Source organism: Streptomyces sp. NPDC091649, from assembly GCF_044756785.1.
Classification (GTDB): Bacteria; Actinomycetota; Actinomycetes; order Streptomycetales; family Streptomycetaceae; genus Streptomyces.
In genome coordinates this window covers 12,941-32,912 of the sequence record NZ_JBIVTR010000011.1, presented here as the reverse complement: position 1 = coordinate 32,912, position 19,972 = coordinate 12,941, and the positions used below count along the sequence as shown (strand labels likewise).

The window sequence follows — 19,972 nt, the reverse complement described above, 5'->3', positions numbered from 1 at the left end:
GGGCGGACCCGAGGCATCGCACAGCACGAGGTGGGGGCACAGCAACGCCATGGCACAGGGCACGGTCCAGGTGACGCACACCGGCACATCGCGATGGCGCCGCCGCACGGGCGAGTACGCCTCCCTCTCCGCGGCCCTGGAGGCGGCAGCCGACGGCGACGTCCTCACCGTCGCGCCCGGAACCTACCGGGAGAACCTCGTCATCCACCGCGCGGTGACGCTACGCGGCCCCGAGGGCTCGGCCGGCTCCGTGCGGATCGCTCCGGTCGACGGCGTACCGCTGACCGTGCGCGCCTCCGCGGTCATCCAGGACCTCCACGTCGAGGGCCAGGACTCGGCGGCCCCGGCCCTGCTGGTGGAGGACGGCACGGCGGAGCTGACGGACCTGCGGATCGTGACCCGGTCCGCCGCGGGCATCGAGGTGCGCGGCGCGGCCCGGCCCACCGTGCGGCGCTGCACGGTCGACAATCCGGCCGGGGTCGGCATCGCCGTACTGGACGGCGCGGGCGGTGTGTTCGAGGAGTGCGAGGTCGTCTCGGCCGGCCAGTCCGGGGTCTCCGTCCGCGACGGCGGGCATCCGCGTCTGGACCGCTGCCGGATCCACCACGCGTCCGGGGCGGGCGTCGGCGTCACCGGCGAGGGCAGCGTCCTGGAGGCGTTCGGCTGCGAGGTGTACGAGATCAAGGGCAGCGGCATCCAGGTCACCGCCCGCGGCTCGGCCCAGCTGACCGACTGCACCGTGCACCGCACCTCGGCGGACGGCGTCACACTGGACACCGACGCGGTGCTGACGCTCGCCGACTGCGACATCCACGACGTCCCCGAGAACGCCGTCGACCTGCGGTCGCGTTCGGTGCTCACGCTGACCCGCTCCACGGTCCGCCGCTTCGGCCGCAACGGGCTGTCGGTCTGGGACCCGGGGACCCGGGTGGACGCCAACCAGTGCGAGATCCACGACAGCACGGGCGACTATCCGGCGGTCTGGGTCAGCGACGGGGCGACGGTGATACTGGACGCCTGCCGGGTGCACGACGTGCCCGACGCGCTCTTCGTCCTCGACCGGGGTTCGCGCGCCGACGTCGTGGACAGCGACCTCTCCCAGATCCGCAACACCGCCGTGTCGGTGAGCGACGGGGCGACGGCCCAGCTGGACGACTGCCGTATCCGGGAGGCGTCCACCGGCGCGTGGTTCCGTGACCACGGCAGCGGCGGCACGCTGAACAACTGCACGATCGACGCGGCGCAGACCGGGGTCATCGTCACCAAGGGCGCTGACCCCACCATCGAGCGCTGCACGGTCACCTCGCCCGCCGAGGCGGGGTTCTACGTCTCGGCCGAGGGCCGGGGCACGTTCGACGGCTGCCGGGTCACGGGCAGCGAGGGCTACGGCTTCCATGTCATGGACGGCTGCCGCACCACGCTCACCCGCTGCCGTACCGAGCGGTGCGCCCGGGGCGGTTACGAGTTCCCCGAGGGCGACAACGGCGCCGGGACCGGACCAGTGGCGAAGGACTGCACGAGCGACGAGAGCGGTCTGCGTACGGCCGCGACCCCGCCGCCCGCGGTGCTGACGGCCACCCAGTCGACGCCCGGCCTGCTGGGCGCGCTGCCCGGGCAGCGCGCGGTCGAGGCCGCCGCGGAGCCGGTCGCCCCCGCCGAGCCGGCCCGGGACTCCTCGGCGGTCCTCGGCGAGCTGGACGCGCTGGTGGGCCTGGACAGCGTCAAGCGCGAGGTGCGGGCGCTCACCGACATGATCGAGGTGGGCCGCCGGCGTCAGGTGGCCGGGCTCAAGGCCGCGTCCGTCCGCCGGCACCTCGTCTTCACCGGCTCCCCCGGTACGGGCAAGACCACGGTCGCCCGGCTGTACGGGGAGATCCTGGCCTCCCTCGGGGTGCTGGAGCGCGGCCATCTGGTCGAGGTGTCCCGGGTCGACCTGGTCGGGGAGCACATCGGCTCGACGGCGATCCGGACGCAGGAGGCGTTCGACCGGGCGCGCGGCGGGGTGCTGTTCGTCGACGAGGCGTACGCCCTCTCCCCCGAGGACTCCGGCCGGGACTTCGGGCGGGAGGCCATCGACACGCTGGTGAAGCTGATGGAGGACCACCGGGACGCGGTGGTCGTGATCGTCGCGGGCTACACCCACGAGATGGAGCGGTTCCTCACCGTCAACCCCGGCGTGGCCTCGCGGTTCTCCCGGACCATCACCTTCCACGACTACCTCCCCGAGGAGTTGCTGCGGATCGTCGAGCAGCAGGCCGAGGAGCACGAGTACACCCTGGCGGAGGGCACCGGGGAGGCGCTGCTGAAGTACTTCACCGCGCTCCCCAAGGGCCCCGCCTTCGGCAACGGCCGCACCGCACGCCAGACCTTCGAGTCGATGGTGGAGCGGCACGCGGGCCGGGTCGCCCAGCTCGCCGAGACGAGCACGGACGACCTGACCCTGCTCTACTCGGAGGACCTTCCCGAGCTGCCCTTCTGAACGCCCTGCGCCGGTCCGGCCCGGCCGCTCTCGCCCTGCCGGGGCAGCAGCGGTCCCAGTTCGTCGAGGAGTGCGGTGCGCTCCTTCGCGAAGGCCGGGTCGGCCTGGTAGTCGGAGTGTCCGAGGATCGGTTCGGGCAGTGGGAGCCTCGTGGTGCGCCCGTAGGCCAGCGGATCCTTCAGGGGGCCCCGGTCGACGCCCGGGTCGGAGTCGGCGCGGATGCGGACGGGGCCGCCGATCGGGTCGGTGTCCCGCCACAGATTGCGCCAGCAGTGCACCGAGCGGTGCAGCCCGAGCAGCGGTTCGGGGCCGAAGTAGGCCGGGAACCACCGTCCGTACAGCCGCTCCAAGGGCGAGCCGTAGGTGAGCAGCGCGACGCGGCGGCGGGTCGCGTCGGGCAGTTGCCAGACGGCGGATGCGGCGAGGACGCTGCCCTGTGAGTGGCCGGAGATCACGAGCCGGCCCCGGGGCGTGGTCGCCGTCCAGGCGGACATCCGGGAGGTGAGGTCGGGGACGGCGCGTTCGGCGTAGCACGGGGGCGCGAAGGGGTGCGCGGCGCGTGGCCAGAAGGTGCCCACGTCCCAGAGGATGCCGATGGTGCGGCGGGCCGAGGCGTCCTTGTAGGCGCGGCGGCCGCCGGCGACGAAGAGCAGGAAACCGAAGCCGATCAGCCAGGAGCCGGTCGACTGGGCGGCCTCGGCGATCGATTCGAGGAGCGGCCCGCTCCCGTCCGTGGCCCGGCCGGGCACCTCGTCGCTGCGCCAGGAGCCGACGACCGCGCCCGCTCCCAGGAGCAGGGTGGCGGTGGAGACCACGCCGAGGATCCGGGGCGCGGAGTCGGTGAGGGCGGCGGCGGCACGGATGCGGGCGATACGGCGGGTGCGGCCCTCATCGGGCGGTTCGGGGGCGTACTCCGCCTCGATGACCGGGCCCAGGCGGCGGGCGGTGCGGGCGGTGCGGACGGCCAGCACCAGGACCGGGACGAGCAGGAGCAGCAGGAGCAGCGGGATGACGGACGCCTGCCAGCTGAGCAGGACCGGCGGTCCGGTGATGTCGGTGCCGCGGTCCATGCCCGGGCTCCCGGGCCCGTCGAGCCAGTCGGCGACGCGCTGGGCCACCCCGCCGGTCATCACACCGCCGAGGGCGCAGGCGAGCATCGCGACCACGGGGCCGCCGAGTCCGTGGAGGATGGTGCGTGGTTCGGGGGTGCGCCGGTAGAGGCCCCGGGCGACCACGGCGAGGGCGACGACGAGGACGCCCTGGCCGAGGGCGAGGAGCCGGAAGGTGGTCTCGCCGGGCAGGCTGCCCGAGGACTGCCAGTGGGGGCGCGGCCAGGACGCGTACACGACGGCGAGGGCGAGCAGGACGAGCGCGGAGCCGGGCAGAAAGGTGGTCAGGGCGGCGTCCAGCCGGGTGTCGCGGGTTCGTTCGCTGCGGCCCCGGCGGCAGACGACCCCGACGACGACGAGCGCGCAGAGGACGATGCAGCCCTCGACGGCGGCGCCGAGGAACGGGGGCACCGGGCCCCCGGCGCTCCGGTCGTGCCGGGCGGCGGCGCCGGCGACGGCCGCGGCCACGGTCAGGAACCCGGCCGCCGTGTGGGCGGCGCGGAGCCGGGCGACGATCCGGCGGCCGTACCAGAAGCCGGGCCTGCCGAGCGCGGGACGGCCCGAGGCCGGCGGGTGCGGGGCGGGGCCGGCGCCCGGGGACGCGGAGGGACCGGTGTCCGGGGAGGACGCGGCCGGGCCGTGGCCCTGCGCGGCTCCGTCGGGGTCGTCGGATGCTTCGAGGTCCTCCCCCTCCATGGGGCGTTGGGTCTCGTACGCGCTCCAGGTCCGGTGGGAGAGGTACCACAGCAGCCCCACCAGGGCCGCGGGCACCACGGCCGCGAGGGCGAGGCGGCGGCCGGGCTGGGCCCACCAGCCGCCCTGGTGGGCCGACAGGAAGCCGAGCCAGGAACGGCGTTCGGCGCAGACCTCGGCGCCGGCGCACTGCCAGGCCAGCAGGTCCAGGGCGACTTCGCAGGCGGCCGCCGTGAGCAGCACGGTGAGGCTGAGCGCGACGAGCCGCACCAGGACGCCGTACAGCCGGACGGCGCGGGTGCGCCCGGTGGCGGTGGGGCGCATCCAGTGGGCGAGGTTGACCACCATGAACGGCAGGAGCAGCAGCCACAGCGCACGGGAGCTGTTGCCGGAGGTGAGGCCGGACCAGCAGTACGCCTCGGCGACGGGTTCGTTCCGGTAGCGCTCGGGGTGCTGCTCGCCGTCGGCGTCCTCGGTGCGCCGGTACACGGCCGCGGTCTCGTCCCCGGTGACCCGGACGGTACGGGGGTCGCCCAGCATCTCCTGCGGGGTCGCGCCGCCGACTCCGTGGACGAGGAGTTCCAGCGCGGTTCCGCTGTGCCGTGAAGCCGGGGAGGGAGGCGGGATCGGAGGCGGTGCGGCAGGAGCCAAGGGGGGACTCTCTCTCGGGCGCGTCGGCCTCGCGGCCGACGAAGACGTGCACAGGAGCGGGATGGGGCGGGCCGGGACGCCGTGGGCTCCGGGCGTGGTGACCCGCCGGTGGCCCGGACCCAGGATTCCGGGCGCGGGGCGGGTGCGTGAGCGGTCTCACGGAATCTCCCCAGGCGGTACCCCGGACATGCCTGCGTGGCAGGATGAGCGTGGCGCGCGGACCGCGTGGACCGTACGGCAGAGGGAAGGACCGGACCCGGCGTTGAGCGAGAATCAGAACCTGCTCGCGGAACAGCGCCGCACGCTGATCCTCGACGAGGTGCGCAGGCGTGGCGGGGTCCGGGTCAACGAGCTGACCCGCAGGCTGAACGTCTCGGACATGACGATCCGCCGGGATCTCGACGCGCTGGCCCGCCAGGGTGTCGTCGAGAAGGTCCACGGCGGTGCGGTCCCGGTCGTCGACGCCAGTACGCACGAACCCGGGTTCGAGGCGAAGTCGGCACTGGAGCCGAGCGCCAAGGAGGACATCGCGCGGGCGGCGGCGGCGTTGGCGGCGTCCGGCAGTGCCATCGCGCTCTCGGGTGGGACGACGACTTTCGCGCTCGCCCGGTATCTGCTGGACGTGCCGGATCTGACGGTGGTGACCAACTCGGTGCGGGTGGCCGACGTGTTCCACGACGCCCAGCGTCCGGCCGGGGGGCGCGAGGCGCGGCCCGGGGCGGCGACGGTGGTGCTGACGGGCGGGGTGCGCACCCCCTCGGACGCGCTGGTCGGACCGGTGGCGGACCGGGCCATCGACTCCCTCCACTTCGATGTGCTGTTCCTCGGTGTGCACGGGATCTCGGCCGAGGCCGGCCTCTCGACGCCCAATCTCGCGGAGGCGGAGACCAACCGCCGGTTCGTCCGGGCGGCGCGCCGGGTGGTGGTGGTGGCCGACCACACGAAGTGGGGCACGGTGGGCCTGAGTTCCTTCGCGGCGCTGGAGGAGGTCGACGTGTTCGTCACGGACGCGGGGCTGGCTCCGCAGACGCGCGCGGAGATCGGGGAGCGGGTGCCGGGCCTGCTGGTGGCGGGCGGCGCTCCGGCCGAGGACGACGGCGCCCGGCCCGCCACCGAGGGGTGACGCGGACCCGTTCCGCTCGGCGGGCTCGCCGGACGCCCCCTAGGATCGGGGCGTGGCCGTCTTCCGGATCGAGCGCTTCACCCCTCTCCCCGCAGCTGAGTCCTGGCGCCGGGTGACCGACTGGGAACGGCACGCCGGACAGGTCCCCTTGACCGCGATCTCGGTACCGACGGGGCTCCCCTCCCGGCTCGGCACGGTCTTCGTGGCCCGTACGGGACTGGGCCCGCTGGCGTTCGACGATCCGATGGAAGTGGTGCGGTGGACACCGCCCGCCGGAGGCCGGGCCGGGGTCTGCCGACTGGAGAAGCGGGGCTCGGTGGTGCTTGGGCGGGCCTCGATCGACGTGCTCCCCACGGATTCCGGTTCTCATGTGGTCTGGGTCGAGGAACTGCGCGTGCGGCTGGTGCCCCGGTGGGGCGATCCGTTGCTCGCCTCCGCCGGGCGTCGGATGTTCGGCAAGGTACTGGACTCCCTGCTCGGCTCCCCCGGCGACGCCTAGGACCACCGGAGCCACGCGCCGCACGCCGCTCACGGCGGTGCGCCGGGCCCGCGCGGGGCCGGCGCACCGGGCCGCCGGGGCCGGGAACCGCCCCGGACCGATGGCTCGATGCCGCCGTACGGCCTCCCCGACCGGTCGTGCGGGCCGTCCGGTGCCAGACTCGGAAAGGTGACGGAACTTGACGAGGGCTCTGACGACCGCCCCGACGACCTGAAGCTACCCGGCGCTCCGGTCCTCCCCGACGGTTCGGCTCCGCGCTGTCTGGTGACCGGGGCCACCGGCTACATCGGCGGCAGGCTGGTGCCCGCTCTGCTCGGCTCCGGGCACCGGGTGCGCGCCCTGGCCCGGGTGCCGCGGAAGCTGCGCGACTACCCCTGGGTGGACCGGGCCGAGGTGGTGCGCGGCGATGTCACCGACGCCGCCTCCCTGGCGGAGGCGATGCGGGGCGTCGATGTGGCGTACTACCTGGTGCACGCGCTCGGCTCCGGGGCGGGCTTCGAGGAGACCGACCGCGCGGCGGCCGAGAACTTCGGCGAGCAGGCCCGTGCGGCCGGGGTGCGCCGGATCGTGTACCTGGGCGGGCTGACCCCGGCCGGGGTGCCCGAGGAGGACCTGTCGCCGCACTTGCGCTCGCGGGCCGAGGTGGGGCGCATCCTGCTGGATTCGGGGGTGCCGACGGCGGTGCTGCGCGCGGCGATCGTCATCGGGTCGGGGTCCGCCTCGTTCGAGATGCTGCGGTATCTGACCGAGCGGCTGCCGCTGATGATCACCCCGAGCTGGGTGCGGACCCGGATTCAGCCGGTGGCGGTACGGGACGTGGTCCGCTATCTGGTGGGGAGTGCGTCGCTGCCCGAGGAGGTGAACCGGACCTTCGACATCGGAGGCCCGGACGTCATGACGTACCGGGACATGATGCAGCGCTACGCCCGGGTGGCGGGGCTGCGGCGGCGGATGATCCTGCCCGTGCCGGTGCTCACCCCGACGCTCTCCAGCCGCTGGGTGGGTCTGGTGACACCGGTGCCCAGCTCGATCGCCCGGCCGCTCACGGAGTCGCTGCGCTACGAGGTGGTCTGCCGGGAGCACGACATCAAGGAGTACGTCCCCGATCCGCCCGACGGGGCCATCGGCTTCGACCGGGCGCTGGGCCTGGCCCTGAAGCGGATCCAGGAGGCGCGGGTGGACACCCGGTGGTCCAACGCCTCGGTGCCCGGCGCGCCGAGCGACCCGCTGCCCACCGACCCGGACTGGGCGGGCGGCAGCCTCTACCGCGACGACCGGGAGCTGGCCGTGCCGTCCGGGCCGGAAGCGCTGTGGCGGGTGATCGAGGGCATCGGCGGGGAGAACGGCTGGTACTCCTTCCCTCCGGCCTGGGCGGCACGCGGCTGGCTGGACCGGATCGTCGGCGGGGTGGGGCTGCGGCGCGGCCGGCGCGACGCTCAGCGGCTGCGGGTGGGCGACTCGCTGGACTTCTGGCGGGTGGAGGAGATCGTGCCGGGCGAACTGCTGCGGCTGCGGGCCGAGATGCGGCTGCCGGGCCTGGCCTGGCTGGAGCTGACGGTGCACCGCGACGAGCGGGGCCGGACGGTGTACGGGCAGCGTGCCCTGTTCCATCCGCGCGGGCTGCCGGGTCATGCGTACTGGTGGGCGGTGTGGCCCTTCCACTCGGTGGTGTTCGGCGGGATGGCGCGCAACATCGCCCAGGCGGCCGCGGCCGAGGAGAAGGCCGGCGAACCGGTGGCCGGCCGCGGTACGGACAACTGAGGGCCCGGCCGCTATGGTGTGCCCGGCCCCGCACGCCGCAGACCGCCGGGAGGCGCACACGATGGCACGCCGACTCCGTACCGTGGAAAGGGAGTTCGCCGAATCCGCGCCGATACGCCTGGTGTTCGCCGCCGAGGTGTCCGCGCCGGTGGACGTGGTCTACCGCGCGCTCGCCGAGGATGTCGCCGGGTGGCCGTCCTGGTTCACCGCCGTCACGCTGGCCACGCCCACCGAGGGCGGCGCGGGCCGGAAGGTGCGGTTGCGGGGCGGGGTCCGGTTCCGCGAGACGGTCGTGGCCGCCGAACCGGACACGTGCTACGCCTACCGGGCCGACGAGTCCAACGCACCGGGTCTGCGGGCCCTCCTGGAGGAGTGGCGGCTCGCCCCGGAGGGGTCCGGGACCCGGGTGCAGTGGATCTTCGCGGCCGACGGGACGGGGCTGTTCCGCCTGGTGTTGAGCCTGGCGCGGGCCGGGGTGGGCCGGTCGTTCCGCAACGCCGTGCGCCGCCTGGACGCGCGACTGGCGACGACGACGCCCTGAGCGGCACGCCGGAGCCCGGCGCTCAGCAGGGCCAGGTCCCGGCGGTGAGGAAGTCATCGATGGCGGCGGTGTACGGGGCGATGTCCAGGCCCTGCTCCTCCAGCCACGAGTCGGAGTAGTACTTGTCCAGGTAGCGGTCGCCCGGATCGCACAGCAGCGTGACGACGCTGCCCTGCTCGCCGCGCTCCACCATCTCGGCGATCAGCTTGAACGCGCTCCACAGTCCGGTGCCCGTGGACCCGCCCGCCTTGCGGCCGATGGCGCGCTCCAGGGCGCGGACGGCGGCGACGCTGGCGGCGTCGGGCACCTTCATCATCCGGTCGATCGCGCCGGGCACGAAGCTGGGCTCCATACGCGGGCGGCCGATGCCCTCGATGCGCGAGCCGCGGTCGCTGGTGGCGTGCGGGTCGTCGCGGGTCCAGCCGTCGAAGAAGCAGGAGTTCTCCGGGTCGGGCACGCAGATGCGGGTGTCGTGCTGGAGGTAGTGGACGTACCGGGCGATGGTCGCCGAGGTGCCGCCGGTGCCGGCGGTGGCGACGATCCAGGCGGGTTCCGGGTAGCGCTCCAGGCGGAGCTGCTGGTAGATCGACTCCGCGATGTTGTTGTTGCCGCGCCAGTCGGTGGCGCGCTCCGCGTAGGTGAACTGGTCCATGTAGTGTCCGCCGGTCTCGGCGGCGAGGACGGCGGACTGTTCGTACAGGGTGCGCGAGTCGTCCACGAAGTGGCACTGCCCGCCGTGGAACTCGATGAGGCGGCACTTCTCCGGACTGGTGGTGCGCGGCATCACGGCGATGAACGGGACGCCGATCAGCTTGGCGAAGTACGCCTCCGAGACGGCGGTCGAGCCGCTGGACGCCTCGATGACCGGCTTGCCGGGCCGGATCCAGCCGTTGCAGAGCCCGTACAGGAAGAGCGAGCGGGCGAGGCGGTGCTTGAGGCTGCCGGTGGGGTGCGTCGACTCGTCCTTGAGGTAGAGGTCGATCCCCCACGCCTCGGGCAGCGGGAAGCGCAGCAGATGGGTGTCGGCGGAGCGGTTCGCGTCGGCCTGGACCTTGCGGACGGCCTCCTTCAGCCAGGCCCGGTACTCCGGATCGCTGCGGTCGACGTCGACGGTCGCCCTGGCCCCGCGCCCCTCTGCGTGCTCACTGGTGTCCATGGGCCTGCTCCTGTAGTCGTCGATCCGATGCTCCTGCCTCCACGATATGCACCCCACCTGCGCAAACGGTCACTTTGATGGTCCATAGCCCTGCCTTTGAGCGTCGCCGCCGGGGTCGGCGTGACGGGCGGCGCGGGCGGCGGGCGCGGCACTTCCGGGCCCTCTGGCGGTCCGGCTCCCGCCGGGGCACACTGCACAGCAGGAGTGGTGACGAAGGGGGGCGCATCCGCGATGGCGGACGTCGAGTTCAGTGCGTCGGGGGTCAGGATCGAACGGTTCACCAGATCGCTGACCCGCGCTGGTCAGGTGGTGGTGAAGGACGGCCGGCTGTCCCTGCTCACGAGTAACGGGCGGGAGATCGACAGCGCCCCCGTGGGCACGGTCAGCGCACGGAAGTGGTGGTTCATCGCGGCGGACTCCGTCATCGCCCGGGTGAACGGGGTGCGCTACCGGTTGACGATGGGGCAGCGCAGCCGCAGACGCGACGGGGCGGCCCCGCTGCGGCGGTTCCTGGAGGCTCTGCGCCACGCGCCCGGCGGCAGGGACTGACCCCCGGTCGGCAGGGAGCGGCCGGCCGGACCCGGGCCGCAGCGCTCCGCCGCGAGTTGCGGAGCCGTACCCGCTGGGCGACGCTGGATCCATGTCACTGAAGGTGCACCCTCGGTGACAGAGCGATCCGCTCCACGGACCGGGTCGTGCGACACGAGCAGACACGACAAGAGCAGAGCGGATTCGGCAGTCAGTCGGCCGCCGGCTCCGTTCGTATCTCTTCCGGACCTATTTCGGGGAGTCGCAGCCGTGATCAGCGAGCCAAGCAGGCACTGCACGGTGGAGCTCCAGGCCCTGCCGTCGCGGATCGGTCAGGTCCGCAGAATCATTTCGGCGCAACTGCGCTACTGGCATCTCGATCCACTGATCGACCAGGCGGCCCTGGGCGTCACCGAGCTTCTCACCAATGTTCACCGGCACGCACAGCCGGACAAGTCATGCACCGTCGACATCGAGCTGCTGCTCGACCGTCTGACGGTCTCCGTCCACGACCACGACCCGCGCCTGCCGACGGTGAACCAGGCGGACTCGCTCGCCACCTCGGGCCGGGGGCTGGCGCTGATCGCCGCCTTCAGCGAGAGCTGGGGCGTGCGGCCGATCGGCTCGGCCGGCAAGGCCGTCTGGTTCACTCTGCCGACGGCCTCCACCACCTCGACCCTGCCACCGCTCGCGGTCTACGGGTCGATGACCGACGGGCCGTTCGGGTCCGTGACCATCACCCCTGACGACATCGCGGCTGTGCCCGCCCGGTCGGCCGTGGTCGGCTGACGGGGGCCGGAGCGGGCGGGGCCGGACGGCGAGCCGGACCGGGCGCCCCGGAGGCCGATTCCGCGCCGGCCGGCGGCAGTCGGCCTCCGGCGCCCCTTACGCCAGGGCGGCGAGGGGGTCGTCGAGGACCGGCTGCCAGGCCAGTTCCGCGGCGCCCACCAGGCTGTTGTGGGCCAGGGTGCACGGCAGGATCGGCACGCTGCCGCTGCGCCCCCACAGGCTCCGGTCGGCGACGACGGCGCGGAGCCGCTCCGGGTCCGCCTCCAGCAGGTCGCGGTGGAGCCCGCCGAGGATGATGCGGTCGGGATTGAGGATGTTGACCAGCCCGGCGAGCCCCAGGCCCAGTCGGTCGATCAGCTCCTCCGCGGCGTGACGCACGCCGGGGTCGCCGTACTCCGTGCGCAGCAGGTTTCCGGCCTGCTTGAGAAGGGACTCCTCGGGGCCCGGTTCGCGGCCGGCCGCGGTGAGGAAGGCCAACGGGTCGGTCTCCACGTCGAGGCAGCCGCGCCCGCCGCAGTAGCAGGGCCGCCCCTCGGCGTTCACGGTGAGATGGCCCACCTCCAGCGCGAGGCCCGAACTCCCGCTGTGCAGGCGGCCGTCGAGCACGAGCGCCCCGCCGACACCTCGGTGGCCGGTGGCCACGCACAGGAGGTGCTGGGCGCCGCGGCCCGCGCCGTGCCGGTGCTCGGCCAGCGCGGTGAGGTTGACGTCGTTGCCGGTGAAGGCGGGCCCGGCGATGCCCGCCTCGCGCACGCAGGCGGCGAAGATGTCCCGTACCGGGGAGCCCGCGGGCCAGGCGATGTGCAGCGGGTTGAGGGCGGTCCCCTCCGGCTCGGCGACCGCCGACGGCACCGCGAGGCCGGCCCCGACGCAGCGCAGCCCGGTTTCGCGCAGGAGTTCCGCCCCCGCCCCGACGACCTCGCCGAGTACCTGCGCGGGGTCGGCCATCACCGCCACACACCCCGGCGACGTGGCGACGATCCGGCCGCCGAGTCCGACGAGCGCGGCCCGGAAGCCGTCCGCGTGCACCTGGGCGGCGAGGACGACGGGGCCGGTCTCCAGGACGGACAGGCGATGGGAGGGGCGGCCCTGGGACCCGGCCGCCGATCCGGGGCTGGAGTCGACCCGGATCAGCCCGAGCGCCTCCAGCTCCGCGGCGACCGCCCCGGCGGTGGCGCGGGTGACGCCGAGTTCGGAGGTGAGCACGGCCCGGGTGGGAGCGCGTCCGGTGTGGACCAGTTCCAGTGCGGGTCCGAGCGCACCGCGGCCCCTCTCCAACTTCGTCCGGGTGGTGGTCGCCTTGCCGTTCATGGGGGCGAGTCTCCCATGATCCGGAGGCGTCCCGGACTTCCAGGGCCCGCCCGGGGATCCGGCTCCGGCCACGGCGGGGCCTCCGGCAGGCCCGGCCCGCGGCTGTGTTGCGCCCATCGTCGGAGCGCCTCCACCCTGAGTTTATTCCGCAACTAAACTAACCACGCGGACGGCCCTACCGGGGGGCCTGGCGGAAACACCGCCCCACCCTCATCAACCCGCCTCCGTACCGCGCCGACCGTGTTCTTCGCCCTCGACGGGTTCCTCTTCGCCGGCTGGGTGGTCCGCGTCCCGGCCATCAAGCAGCAGACCGAAGCCTCCGCCTCCACCCTCGGCCTCGCCGTGCTCCTGGTTGCCTGGTCCTGCCGAGCCGCTTCCCGAACGCGCGTCCGTGCATCTGTCTCATGATCCGCTTGGTGCGGATGTTGACGCCTTCGGTGCGGTCGTTGCGGTAGGGCAGGGCGCCCTCGGTCGCTGACCCGCTCCGCGTCGGGCAGAGCGCAGCGGACGGCCTCGGCGTAGGCGGCCGAGCCGTCCCGGCACACGACGTCGATGCCGGGATGTTCGCGCAGCCGTGACTCCAGTGTGGCGGCCTCGCGGTCGGGCAGGACCGCGACGCGTCTGCCAGTTACGGTATCCGTGATGATTGTGGCGTAGCGGTGGCGGCGGCACAGGGCGAAATCGTCCACGCCGATCACTCGCGGGACCGGCGCCTTCGGCAGCGGCAGGCGGCGCAGACGGCGCGGCGCGGTGCTGCGAGAGACGGGCACGGCCAGCAGACCGGCCAGGCGGGCGGCAGCCCGGCCGCACAGCTCCCGTGCGACCTGCGATATCCGGCCCGCCAGCCGTACGGTGCGGCGCTAATGACGCCTCAGCAGCCCGGGAATCCGTTCGCGGAAAGTCCGCCTCCCGCACCCCAGGAGGGGGCAGACCAGCCGTCGCACGCGCAGGCGCACGACGACTTCACGGGCATCGACCGGCACGTCCGTCACGGTCCGGCCGTGGTGCCCGTGCACCTTCGCCGTCGGCGCTGCGCACACGGGGCACGGCACCGCGTCCTCCCGCGTGCGGGCCGTGACCACCACCATGTCACCGCCATCCGTCACATCCTCGATGACCAGCGCGGACAGGCCCGAAAACACCGTACATACAAGAGAGTCAACATCCATCACAGGCCATGATCATGGACCAGTACTCGGCGTCACCACCGACTACGGGACAGAGCCGAACGTTCTACAGTCCCGCGATCACGCCATGAGAAACGACGTCTCATAACCCTCTCTCCAAGATCCAGGTCTCTATGTAACATCCGACTCCAGGTCGGACGCTTGTTCCATTCGGCTTGCAGTTTGAGAGACCGTTTGGTTCGGGGGGGCCGAGGCCGTGGGGCCACATCGGCCGCGCGAATCCTGCCGGTCGACTCCTTATCAGAGACGGTTCTCCTTTGCGCTACGGACCTGCGGGGTCGTACAGACCCCTGCTTCGAGTCACACGTTTGACCGGCCGTTTACTCCCGCCCCTGCTTGCCATGGCTTTGCTGGCTGGGGCGGGCGTGAACAGCAGCCCCAAGGCAGCCCCGGTGGAGTTGGCCGCCGACTATGACTGGAACGAGGACACCCCCGCCGAGCAGCTGCGGCAGGACCAGTGCCTGATGAGCGATGTGCTGCGTCTGGGCGGGACGGCCATGGCCGCCACGGCGAAGGACGGACTGAACCAGAGTCCGGAGCGGTTGCGCGAGCTTGCTGACCGGAACTACTGGAGGGGCACGCCGCTCGGCGCCGCGTATGAGACGGACAAGGACGTCGCCGATGCCGAGCTGACCCGGCTCCACGCACTTCACGACAGCTGGAAGATTACGGGGCTTGAGACGCCGGGTGGATTCGGTTCAGTTGCCGACTTCGAGTGGCCGCCCGGGACCAGCGGTGACGACGGTGAGGACTTTCATTCCCAGACCGGTCTCATGGGGTGGATCGCCGACCGGTTCTGGAAGAGCGAGAGCGACTTCTACGAGGACGGGACCCCGCAGGCGGATGCAGAGACCGTCGCCGCGGTCAAGGCTCTGGGGCAGCCGCTGTACGGCAGCGAGCCCGACCGGTCCTCACCCGACTGGGACCGTCAGAGCGCCCTGTGGGAAGCCTACGAGCACCTCCTGGGTGATTCCAGGGAACCGATGGGTGCGGACAACGCCCGCCTCTTCCTGGGCTCAGGTGGTTTCGCGAGCAAGGCTCCTGTGCCGGGCAGCGCAGAGCACCGGGTCGCGGTCGAGGATCTCAAGTCCCGTTTCGCCGCGTGCGCGTGGCGTGATCCGCTGGACCCGGAGAAGGTCCTGGGCGACGTCTCCGCGACCGCCGCGACGGAGTGGCAGCAGGAGATCGGCTCGCAGGCGGTCAAGCGCAACGACATCCTGAGCGCGAACAAGGACGCCGTCCAGGCACTCACCAAGGCATCCGAGTCGATGGGCAGGATGCTCGGCCACTCGTGGGTCGCCGACCACATCACCCGTTGGCAGGACTACTGGTCCTCGGGCGGGATCGGCTGGGTCGGTTCCTCCCCGATGAACGTCCTGATCCCGGGCACGTTCGGCAAGTGCCTTGGCACAGTGGGTTCCAGCACTGCGAGCGGCACTGGCGTCGGGGTCATCGACTGCGACACGACGGAAGGCCACACGTGGAGCGTCAACGGGGGCTACGGCAAGGGTTACAGCCTGCAGCACGTGAAGTCGGGGAAATGCCTCGACCGCGCCAGTAATCGAAGAGTCCAGATCTGGACCTGCAACGGCACACCCGCTCAGACGTGGAAATTCAGCGTCCGGGCGAGCGCCAACCTGGAGAACCTGGGTACGGGAAGTTGCCTGAGGCATTTCGGCGCGAACGCCGGAACTGCGGTAACGGCCACCTGCAGTACCGATAATCCCCTGCAGCAGGTGCGGTTCGCGATCCTCACGCACAGCCCGGATGGCGGCCACAACGGATCCGTAGCGCCTGCGGCACAGTTCACGAAGGCGTCGCAGCGGCTGAGTGCGGCGCGGGCGGGGGCGAAGGCTGAGCTCGCTGAGCTGAAGCGTCAGGTGACGGCGGCGACGGTCGCTCAGAGCGCGAGCGTCACTGCCGAGCAGGCGGCGTATGCGATCGCGGATGCCAACGGGGCGCCGAGGGGCCGTGGTCTGCTGGTGGGCCAGCAGAAGGCTCAGGTCACCCAGGGGGCGGCGGCTGCTGTCACTGCGCTGGCGAAGGCGGGCGAGACCGCTGAGGCGGCCACTCGTGCGGCTGCGGCGGACAGTGAGACGATCGCTCAGCGGGCGCTGGCGCAGGCCGCGCAGGCCAAGGCTGAGTTCCGTGAGCAGGCGGCCTACCGGGCCGAACTACAGGCCAAGGCTGCTGCGGACGCGGCCAAGGGGCACCGTGACAATGCCAAGAAGGAAAAGGAGCTGGCCGAGGCCAAGCTGACAGCGTCTCTGGCCGCGGAGGCGGACGCCAAGGTGGCGGCGGCCGATGCCCAGGCCAAGCGGCTGAAGGCCGAGGCCGAAGAGGCCACGGCGAAGAAGGAGAAGGAGACCGCTGACCTCAGGAAGGCGGAGGCGGCACAGCACCGAAAGACGGCGGAAGCCGAAGCGGCCAAGGCCGAGACCGCCAAGGGCGAGGCCGAGGCGTCGGAGGCCACAGCGGTGGCCCGGAAGAAGGACGCGGAAACCGCCCGGGACCGGGCCAAGGAGCTGCGCGACGACGCCTGGGACGCGCAGCAGAAGGCGCAAGCGGCTCGTGCCAAGGCGGCCGCCAAGGATGCCTACGCCGAATCCTTGGATGCGGGGGACGCGGCGGACGCCGCGCGGGCGGCGGCCAATGAGGCCGACCGGCACGCGGACGACGCGGAGGCAGCAGCAGGCCGGGCTGAGACCGCCGCCGACGCGGCCACCAAGGCTGCGGCCGACGCGGACGCTGCGGCGACCCGCGCGGAGGCTGCGGCGAAAAGCTCCCGGGCCGCCGCGGACGGGGCACAGGCGGCGAAGCTGCGGGCGGACGCCGCGGTCAGTACGGCGACCAGCGCCGCCGCCGATGCCATCGACGCCTCCGAGCGAGCCTCAGCCGATGCCGCCCTGTCGGTCGAGATGGCGAACGAGGCCGAGACGAAGGCGAGGACGGCCAAGACTCAGGCCGATGCGGCCAAGACCGAGGCCAACAAGGCCACCGCCGCAGCGGCGAAGGCAGCGGGATTCGCCTATGTCACCGCTCAGGCCGCGGTGGACGCCGGGAAGGCGGCGGCGCAGGTAGCGGTTCCCGCGAACGACGCCATCCAGCTCGGCTCGCCCTACGTCACCAAGGACTCCGCCGCTTCACTCGTGGTCCTGTCCGGCCAGGCGGCGAAAACCATCGCCGAGCAGCAGAAGGCCGTCGCGAACGCGCACGCCCTCAACGCGGCGCAGGAAGCCGCAGCCGCCCAGAGCATCGCCGATCAGGCGCAGGGGGACGCCAAGGCCGCCTACCAGCACGCGGCGAACGCCGCCAAGCACTCCGCAGACGCCCGCGGCTACTCCAAGGAGGCGCTGGACTATGCGGCCGGCGCGGCGACCGCAGCGGCGAAGGCGCAGCAGTCACTCGCCCGCACCATCGGATACCAGTCCCAGGCCACCGCCGACGCGGCAGCCGCAGACAAGGCCGCCGGCCGCGCAGAGGGCCACGCGGAAGCGGCTCGCACTTCCGCGGACGCCGCTGCCCTGGATGCCGACGCCGCTCGCGCTGCGGCCGGCCGGGCGAAGGAGTCGGCCGACCAGGCAAGAGCAGCCGCCGAGCGGGCCGATGCCGCCGCCACAGCCGCAGAGGAAGCGGCCAAGGACGCCCAGGCATACGCCGAGTCGGCCCAAGAGGCTGCGAAGCAGGCGGAGAGCGCAGGGAACGCGAGCCAGATCGAGACCGGTACTGTCCCGGACGCGTCCGGCGGATCTATCGGACGCGTCTTCTACGTTATCGACCGCGTTGAGCAGGTCGGCGAGCCGAAGGTCTTGAAGAAGACCGACGGCTGCGACGGCTGGTGGGACGAGCTCTTCTACGAGGGCGACTGCACGATGACCCAGGAGATCGGCTACAAGGCCGACGTCGACTTGTTTCTGTGCGCCGTCGAGGTGTTCGACAACACGTGCTTCTCGAGCGACACGTTCTACCTGGGCGAGATCAAGACCGAGAAGCTGACCACCGAGGTCACCCACACCATCACGATGGCGGAGTACCAGAAGGGCGTCGACCCCATCGACATCCTCTTCGGCAGTTGGATCCGCTGCGCCCAGAAGCTCACCCCTGGCGGTGCGAACGGAAGCTGGGGCGGTTGCGCCTGGGCAGCGGTGGATGTCGCGGCACTGTTCGCCGGCAAGGTAATCCGTCCCATCGCGGACGCTGTCACGGCGATGGACGCCGCCCTTAAGACAGGCATCGCGTTCACCAGCGCCTGGAAGGCACTGCGTACCGTCGGCCTGTCCGAGGTCGCCATTCAAGGCATCATCAGCCGTATCGTTCAGAAGCTCGCAGAGGTATGCGACAAGCTGGACGGCGCGACCTTCAAGGTCTCTGTTACCGCAGCTCGCTCCGGCGGAGTCAACGACTGCACTGAGACGTTTCTCCGCGACCTGGTGAAGGACGGCGATCATATCGTCCTCGGAGTCAACCCGGGATCAGACGATCTGGCCAGGGCCATCGGCGGGCACACCTTCAACGGCAAGGCGTACGCTGACGAACTGTCGGACGGCCTTGGGATGGGCATCCGGCCCCTGTGGACGCTGGGGGTGGAGAAAGCGGTGTCCAACCCCAACGTGAAGATCTCGGTGTCCTTGGACGGTGTCGCCGGAGCCAAGAACGCTGACGAGGCGCTAGATCTGCTGCTGCAGCGAGGAGAAACGATCAAGGCCAGCGACTGGGCCACCATCCGCACCGAAGGCTACGGAACCGCGTGGGAGATGATCAAACTCCGCACCGCAGTACGGCTGGAGCAGCGCACATGGAAGTCCATCCGTTGGTACAGAACCAACGGAGACAACAAGGTCGCAGAGGTCTTCCCGGAACGCTTCAAGTACCCCAACGGAGAACCGGTGCCCGAGTGAGGAAAAGGGACTCGTCGTGACAGATTTCGTTCGGGAAGGGCGGCTCTTCAGAGTGAGCGGGTTCGTTCCTTCTCACAGGCAGCTCTTCCTGATCAGCGAAGCCACATTTGAGAACGGAACCACGACGACGGTCGAGGTTTACATCGGGCACGTGGAACTGATGTTCCTCAAGCCCTTCTACAGGAACGGGCTCCACATTCGGCGAGCGACTTCCGAAGAGTTCGGCGTGCTCAGTGATCGGCACGACATTCCGGCGGAGGATGCCGCCTACACCTGGATGCTGGAGCGGGACGGCGGCAGCTTCGTAGTCGGTGGAAAACCCTCCTGGCGGGAGGCTGAGTATGAGGTGATGGGAGAGCGCAAATCGTTGTACGACCCGCGTGAACCCTGGCCGCCGGACTTCCCCGCCCAATGGGGGCAGATCGGCTGACGGCCTTCCGAACGGACCCGAGAGGTGACCCCGCGTATGGTGCGGGGTCACCTCTCGCGTTTCCCTGTCACTTCCCTGGTCTTTGATCTGCGGCGTCCTGCTCCGCCTGAGCATCGCCCTGCCCGTCCGGACCCACTCGGCCCTCTCGCTCGGCCTCGTGCTGCTGGTGTTCGGCGCGGCGTACGGCGGGATGAACGTGGCGATGAACAGCGCCGCCGTCGATCCGGTCGCCGAACCGCGCCGGCCGGTGATGCCGAGCTTCCACGCGGCGTTCAGCCTCGGCGGCATGGTCGGCGCCGGGCTCGGCGGGCTGGTCGCGGGGGCCTGGCCGCATCGACCCAGCGTTTCCCGCTGACCGGGACCCTGCCCCTGGAACGGCTCGGCCAGACCCGCACCCTCGTCCTCGGCGGGGCGGCGGCCGCGGCCGGGATGCTGCTCGGCTCGCCGGCCCCGACCGCCTGGTGGGCTCTGGCCGGGTTCGCGGTCACCGGGCCGGGGCTCGCCAACGTCTTTCCCGTCGCGGTGGGACGCGCGGGCGAACTCGCGGGGCCGAGCGAGGTCGTCGCGGCGTCGACGCTCGGTCATGGCGGGATGCCGCTCGGCCCGCCCGCGATCGGCTTCCTCGCCGACTGGTTCTCGCTGCCCCCGGCCCCGGCCCCGGCCCTGGCGACGGCCCTGGCGACGGCCGCCCTGCTGGCCGGGGCGGCGGCCGCCCTGGGCTGCGGGGCCCGCAACGCCGCACCCGCCCCGCCGAGTGCGCACACCTGACCCACCGCACACCAGGTCGATTGAGTAGCCGTACTCAGGCGGGTCCCGC

Annotated in this window: 12 protein-coding genes and 3 pseudogenes; 11 read left to right on the top strand and 4 right to left on the bottom strand. The window is 72.1% G+C overall.

The genetic code is table 11. The annotated features are described in order from the left end of the window. Window positions 1-49: 49 nt before the first annotated feature. Entirely contained in the window at window positions 50-2,479 is a 2,430-nt protein-coding gene (locus ACIQMU_RS19570; RefSeq protein ID WP_402689301.1) for a right-handed parallel beta-helix repeat-containing protein, read from the top strand. Here ACIQMU_RS19570 and ACIQMU_RS19565 read toward each other — a convergent pair. After that, window positions 2,446-4,932 carry a hypothetical protein gene (locus ACIQMU_RS19565; protein ID WP_352240986.1) on the bottom strand — a complete coding sequence of 829 codons (2,487 nt, stop codon included), beginning with the start codon at window positions 4,930-4,932 and terminating at the stop codon, window positions 2,446-2,448. The two genes, ACIQMU_RS19570 and ACIQMU_RS19565, sit on opposite strands and share 34 nt — an antisense overlap. 262 nt (window positions 4,933-5,194) lie before the next feature. Between ACIQMU_RS19565 and ACIQMU_RS19560 the strand changes: the two genes are divergently transcribed. From ACIQMU_RS19560 to ACIQMU_RS19545, 4 genes are all read left to right on the top strand, one after another. Next, complete coding sequence (locus ACIQMU_RS19560) at window positions 5,195-6,055, top strand: DeoR/GlpR family DNA-binding transcription regulator (protein ID WP_402689300.1); 861 nt, start codon at window positions 5,195-5,197, stop codon at window positions 6,053-6,055. A 52-nt stretch (window positions 6,056-6,107) separates the two neighbouring features. Further along, the gene (locus ACIQMU_RS19555) at window positions 6,108-6,554 is read left to right on the top strand and encodes an SRPBCC family protein (RefSeq protein ID WP_352240988.1); all 447 of its coding nucleotides are present in this window, start codon (window positions 6,108-6,110) and stop codon (window positions 6,552-6,554) included. Window positions 6,555-6,722: 168 nt separating this feature from the next. Beyond that, window positions 6,723-8,315 (top strand): SDR family oxidoreductase, encoded by a 1,593-nt coding sequence (locus tag ACIQMU_RS19550; RefSeq protein WP_352240989.1) that lies wholly within the window; start codon window positions 6,723-6,725, stop codon window positions 8,313-8,315. Between the two features lie 61 nt (window positions 8,316-8,376). Beyond that, entirely contained in the window at window positions 8,377-8,856 is a 480-nt protein-coding gene (locus ACIQMU_RS19545; RefSeq protein WP_352240990.1) for an SRPBCC family protein, read from the top strand. Window positions 8,857-8,878: 22 nt separating this feature from the next. Here ACIQMU_RS19545 and ACIQMU_RS19540 read toward each other — a convergent pair whose 3' ends face one another. Further along, a complete protein-coding gene (locus ACIQMU_RS19540; RefSeq protein ID WP_352240991.1) occupies window positions 8,879-10,012 on the bottom strand; it encodes a PLP-dependent cysteine synthase family protein in 1,134 nt (377 codons plus the stop codon). A gap of 231 nt (window positions 10,013-10,243) precedes the next feature. Here ACIQMU_RS19540 and ACIQMU_RS19535 point away from each other — a divergent pair, with 231 nt between their 5' ends. Together ACIQMU_RS19535 and ACIQMU_RS19530 are read left to right on the top strand one after the other, a co-directional pair. Then, a complete protein-coding gene (locus tag ACIQMU_RS19535; RefSeq protein WP_352241022.1) occupies window positions 10,244-10,561 on the top strand; it encodes a hypothetical protein in 318 nt (105 codons plus the stop codon). Between the two features lie 249 nt (window positions 10,562-10,810). Next, on the top strand, window positions 10,811-11,329 hold the full coding sequence (locus ACIQMU_RS19530) for an ATP-binding protein (protein WP_352240992.1): 519 nt from the start codon (window positions 10,811-10,813) through the stop codon (window positions 11,327-11,329). A 96-nt stretch (window positions 11,330-11,425) separates the two neighbouring features. Here ACIQMU_RS19530 and ACIQMU_RS19525 read toward each other — a convergent pair whose 3' ends face one another. Beyond that, the gene (locus ACIQMU_RS19525) at window positions 11,426-12,640 is read right to left on the bottom strand and encodes an ROK family protein (protein WP_352240993.1); all 1,215 of its coding nucleotides are present in this window, start codon (window positions 12,638-12,640) and stop codon (window positions 11,426-11,428) included. A gap of 180 nt (window positions 12,641-12,820) precedes the next feature. Here ACIQMU_RS19525 and ACIQMU_RS19520 point away from each other — a divergent pair. Beyond that, window positions 12,821-12,997 (top strand): annotated as a pseudogene (locus ACIQMU_RS19520) (MFS transporter); the annotation flags it as partial. 110 nt (window positions 12,998-13,107) lie between these two features. Here ACIQMU_RS19520 and ACIQMU_RS19515 read toward each other — a convergent pair. Then, a pseudogene (locus ACIQMU_RS19515) lies at window positions 13,108-13,782 on the bottom strand (ISL3 family transposase); the annotation flags it as partial. A 386-nt stretch (window positions 13,783-14,168) separates the two neighbouring features. On the opposite strand from ACIQMU_RS19515, the gene ACIQMU_RS19510 reads away from it, so the two are divergent. The 3 genes and pseudogenes from ACIQMU_RS19510 to ACIQMU_RS19500 all read left to right on the top strand — a co-directional run. After that, window positions 14,169-18,725 (top strand): polymorphic toxin type 27 domain-containing protein, encoded by a 4,557-nt coding sequence (locus tag ACIQMU_RS19510; RefSeq protein WP_402689299.1) that lies wholly within the window; start codon window positions 14,169-14,171, stop codon window positions 18,723-18,725. A gap of 16 nt (window positions 18,726-18,741) precedes the next feature. Then, the gene (locus tag ACIQMU_RS19505) at window positions 18,742-19,155 is read left to right on the top strand and encodes a hypothetical protein (protein WP_352240995.1); all 414 of its coding nucleotides are present in this window, start codon (window positions 18,742-18,744) and stop codon (window positions 19,153-19,155) included. 79 nt (window positions 19,156-19,234) lie between these two features. Further along, window positions 19,235-19,923, top strand: a pseudogene (locus ACIQMU_RS19500) (hypothetical protein); the annotation flags it as partial. Window positions 19,924-19,972: the final 49 nt, after the last annotated feature.

Bases quoted from the DNA above. Each gene is read 5' to 3' on its own strand.
- ACIQMU_RS19570 (WP_402689301.1), top strand. From the start codon at position 50: ATGGCACAGGGCACGGTCCAGGTGACGCACACCGGCACATCGCGATGG.
- ACIQMU_RS19545 (WP_352240990.1), top strand. From the start codon at position 8,377: ATGGCACGCCGACTCCGTACCGTGGAAAGGGAGTTCGCCGAATCCGCG.
- ACIQMU_RS19540 (WP_352240991.1), bottom strand. From the start codon at position 10,012: ATGGACACCAGTGAGCACGCAGAGGGGCGCGGGGCCAGGGCGACCGTC.
- ACIQMU_RS19535 (WP_352241022.1), top strand. From the start codon at position 10,244: ATGGCGGACGTCGAGTTCAGTGCGTCGGGGGTCAGGATCGAACGGTTC.
- ACIQMU_RS19525 (WP_352240993.1), bottom strand. From the start codon at position 12,640: ATGAACGGCAAGGCGACCACCACCCGGACGAAGTTGGAGAGGGGCCGC.
- ACIQMU_RS19510 (WP_402689299.1), top strand. From the start codon at position 14,169: ATGGCTTTGCTGGCTGGGGCGGGCGTGAACAGCAGCCCCAAGGCAGCC.